The organism is Endozoicomonas sp. SESOKO3, from assembly GCF_024606255.1.
On sequence record NZ_JAHHPR010000439.1, the window covers coordinates 1 to 4,085 of the forward strand.

Below are 4,085 nucleotides of genomic sequence, written 5' to 3' on the forward strand. Positions count from 1 at the left end.
GCCAGTGCAGTCAGTTTCTGTTTAATCATAATGAATACCGGATTGTATATAAATTTGAAGACATCTCCATTTTGATAGCTAATCTGCGCTATCACTATAGAGTTTGATTTAGCAACATAACCCGTTTTAAATAGCTGGCAGCTGCCAGTCAATGGGCTGCAAACCTCTAGAGGCCAGATAATCGTTGGTCTGGGAAAAAGGCCGACTGCCAAAGAAGCCCCGGTTTGCCGACAGAGGCGAAGGGTGCACAGCCTGCAATACCAGATGTTTGCTACGGTCAATGAATTGCCCCTTGCGCTGGGCATAACTGCCCCAGAGGATAAACACCAGCCCTTCCCTTTTATTGTTCAGCTCAGCAATCACTTTGTCAGTAAACTGCTCCCAACCTCGCTTCTGATGAGAAGCGGCCTGCTTGTGCTCAACGGTCAAGACGCTGTTGAGCAGCAAAACGCCCTGTTCAGCCCAGTGTTCAAGACAACCATGGCGGGCGGGAGGAATCCCAAGATCACTTTGCAGCTCTTTATACATGTTGACCAGTGACGGAGGAATCCGAACATCGGGACGCACCGAGAAACAGAGCCCATGGGCCTGACCCGGACCGTGATAGGGATCTTGCCCAAGGATCACTACCTTGACCTGCTCAAAAGGCGTCAGATCCATCGCCCGAAAATATTCACTGCCTTTTGGGTAAATCGTTTTGCCAGCGGCCTTTTCAGTCAGCAGAAAACTACGCAGAACTTGCATATACTCCTTGTTAAACTCATTCTGCAAATGAGTCTTCCAGGACGGCTCGAGCCTGATTTCCTGCATAGGATTCCCTCTGTTCCAAAGGTTTAAGATAAGAACCGGATGACAATCGGGCCATTATACACAAATGGATAATACCGAGCTGGCTCACGAAAAAAAACATCGTACACCAATAGAAGAGAGGTGTACGTTATCTCTGTTCTTACTTCCTGTAGAATGGCCGTTGATAGTCAGTCAGTGACCATTGCTGAACATCAAAACGATCTGGCGATGCAGTCTTTCTCTGATCGGTGCCATATCCAGCCTACCTTCCTGCAAGAGCCCCTCATATTCAACCTGCGCAATGAAAGAGGCAAAAAGTTGAGCATCGGTTTCTGGTTGTGAGGAGCCTGTGCGCCTGAAGAGTGAGACCAGACTGTTCAACAGGTAGGTCTGATGTTTAAACGCGATGGGACGCAGAGTTTCATTCCTCAGACACTCCAGCTGGAAAGCCCGTTCTGCAATCAGATAATCACGGTGCTCAGTCAGCTGGTTGCCAACATAATCAACCGCCAGATTGAGCATCTGATCGACAAACTGAGCTCTGGCATCATTGGTGCCATCGAGCAGGGAGAGCGCCTTTTGCAGTTGATCGTCTGACTCTTCCCAGAATGCCTTGAAGGTTTCAGCCCCCATTTCCACAAACAGGGTAAAAGTGTCTGTAATGAGGTCGGAAATATCTTTGAAGTAATAGGTGGTTGCAGAGAGAGGTACCTGAGCTTCTTTGGCGACAGCGCGGTGCCTTACGCCACGGACTCCGTCCCTTACCACGATTCTTAGTGCTGCTTCCAAAATGGTTCGACGACGTTGCTCACTGTTGGCCCGACTGGTTTTACGTCCTTGATATTTCAGAGTTCCGTCTCCGAGAGCAGCTCCTTCATTTTGGGCCATCTGCGATAGGACGCAGTTTCTTTCGTCACTGTACGTTGCTTCCATGAGAAAATGCCTTGCAGTTGCCTGTTAGTCTTATGACGCCTGAAGCCATCTCTAAAAATAAAAGAGGAATTCCAGTTACGCCAATCTTCTTGTACTTCAGCTTGAAAACCGACGTTAGACAGTCATACTCCAAGCTTGGTCAATGGCCGCTGAAGACTGGGCTGAAGGTTCGGCAGACAGATAGACTGACTGCCGGAATCCAGCCGGGATTACTGCTGGGGTCGCATGTGCGGGAACAACAGTACATCACGGATGGAAGGTGCATCAGTAAACAGCATGACCAGACGGTCTATACCAATACCCTCACCCGCCGTTGGCGGCAAACCATACTCCAGAGCGTTGATGTAGTCTGCATCAAAGTGCATGGCTTCATCATCGCCAGCGTCTTTTTCTGCGACTTGCTGACGAAAACGCTCAGCCTGATCTTCAGAATCGTTCAACTCGGAGAAACCGTTGGCCACCTCACGTCCGCCCACAAAAAACTCAAAGCGGTCAGAAATGAATGGATTGCCATCATTACGACGTGCCAAAGGCGATACCTCTGTTGGATATTCGGTAATGAATGTCGGATCCATCAGACGGTGCTCAACCGTTTCCTCAAATATCTCGATCTGAATCTTGCCCAGACCCCAGGTACCCTTGACCTCGATACCCAGCTTTTCCGCAACCTGAGTCGCTGAATCAATCGTATCAATATCAGCAACCTCAAGATCCGGATTGAAGTGCAGTATAGAATCGAAAACCGACATACGCACAAATGGCTTGCCGAAATCGATCTCGTTACCCTGGTAAGTCAATGTCGTCCCACCGGTAACGTCCTTGGCCAGACGCTTAAAGAGGGCTTCCGTGTGATCCATCATGTCAATGTAATCTGCGTAAGCCTGGTAGAACTCAATCATCGTAAACTCAGGGTTATGACGTGTAGACAACCCCTCGTTACGAAAGTTCCGATTAATTTCAAACACTCGTTCGAATCCGCCCACGACCAAACGCTTCAGATAGAGCTCCGGAGCAATGCGCAGGTACATATCAATATCCAGTGCATTATGGTGAGTCACGAACGGGCGTGCCGTTGCACCTCCCGGAATCACTTGTAGCATCGGGGTTTCTACTTCCATGTAGTCCTGCCCATGGAAATAGTCACGAATCACCTGAACAATACGGGAACGAATACGGAAAGTTTCACGAGATTCTTCACGGGTAATCAGATCCACATAACGTTGACGATAACGCATTTCTGTATCGGTCAGCCCCTTGTGCTTCTCGGGCAGAGGGCGCAGGGATTTGGTCAGCAGCTCTACATGCTCCATATCCACATAGAGATCGCCCTTGCCGGAACGCTGAAGGGTTCCTTCAGCACCGATGATATCCCCCAGATCCCAGGTTTTGGCTTCTTTCAGTACTTCTTTAGCCAGCGCTTTGCGGTTCATGTAAACCTGGATACGACCGGACATATCCTGAATTTCCATGAATGCGCCGCGATTCAGCATGATACGGCCAGCGACCTTGATCTTCTTGCCGGCGTCCAGCAGCTCTTCCTTACTGGTATCAGCGAACGCCTTCTGAAGATCTGCAGCCAGCGCATCACGACGGAATTTGTTTGGGAAAGCGACCCGTTCAGAACGAATGGTATTGAGTTTTTCACGGCGAAGAGCCACCAGCCGGTTCTCTTCCCGGGCATCTAAAATCTGTTCTTCAGACATATTTTCTCCAGTTCACCCCCTTGGGGGCTGGGAGCAAACAGCTGCCTGTTACTCCCTTGTGTAAACTGTTCTCTGTTAACGGCTGAGATTACAGGCCTTTCTTGAGGCTTGCCTCGATAAACTTATCGAGATCTCCGTCAAGAACAGCCTGAGTATTACGGGTTTCTACGCTGGTTCTCAGATCCTTGATGCGGGAATCATCCAGAACGTAGGAACGAATCTGACTGCCCCAACCAATATCGGACTTGGAATCTTCCAGAGCCTGAGCGTCTGCAGTGCGCTTCTGCATCTCTAGCTCATACAGCTTGGCTTTTAACTGCTGCATGGCCTTGTCCTTGTTCTGGTGCTGGGAACGTTGGTTCTGACACTGCACCACAATGCCTGAAGGCTCGTGAGTAATACGAACCGCAGAGTCGGTGGTGTTTACGTGCTGACCACCGGCACCACTGGAGCGGTAGGTATCAATTCGAAGGTCGGCCGGATTAATCTCGATCTCAACGTTATCGTCTATCTCCGGAGAGACAAAAACCGATGAGAAAGAGGTATGGCGGCGGTTGCCGGAATCAAATGGAGACTTTCGTACCAAACGATGCACACCTGTTTCTGTTCTCAACCAGCCAAAAGCGTATTCACCGGTAAACTGAACCGTAGCCAACAACG

General features: G+C 49.6%; 4 protein-coding genes. All 4 read right to left on the reverse strand.

From position 1 onward, the window contains the following. Positions 1 to 126: 126 nt before the first annotated feature. Complete coding sequence (gene ung, locus KDK18_RS07510) at positions 127 to 810, reverse strand: uracil-DNA glycosylase (RefSeq protein ID WP_257254274.1); 684 nt, start codon at positions 808 to 810, stop codon at positions 127 to 129. A gap of 171 nt (positions 811 to 981) precedes the next feature. Further along, positions 982 to 1,722, reverse strand: coding sequence for a TetR/AcrR family transcriptional regulator (locus KDK18_RS07515; protein ID WP_257254275.1), 741 nt, complete (start codon positions 1,720 to 1,722; stop codon positions 982 to 984). Positions 1,723 to 1,931: 209 nt separating this feature from the next. Beyond that, positions 1,932 to 3,425, reverse strand: a complete 1,494-nt coding sequence (gene lysS / locus KDK18_RS07520; protein WP_257254276.1) for a lysine--tRNA ligase — start codon at positions 3,423 to 3,425, stop codon at positions 1,932 to 1,934. Between the two features lie 88 nt (positions 3,426 to 3,513). Continuing rightward, positions 3,514 to 4,085: peptide chain release factor-like protein (locus tag KDK18_RS07525; protein ID WP_257254278.1), on the reverse strand; the 572-nt coding region annotated here is incomplete at its 5' end.

Bases quoted from the DNA above. Each gene is read 5' to 3' on its own strand.
- ung (WP_257254274.1), bottom strand. From the start codon at position 810: ATGCAGGAAATCAGGCTCGAGCCGTCCTGGAAGACTCATTTGCAGAAT.
- lysS (WP_257254276.1), bottom strand. From the start codon at position 3,425: ATGTCTGAAGAACAGATTTTAGATGCCCGGGAAGAGAACCGGCTGGTG.
- KDK18_RS07515 (WP_257254275.1), bottom strand. From the start codon at position 1,722: ATGGAAGCAACGTACAGTGACGAAAGAAACTGCGTCCTATCGCAGATG.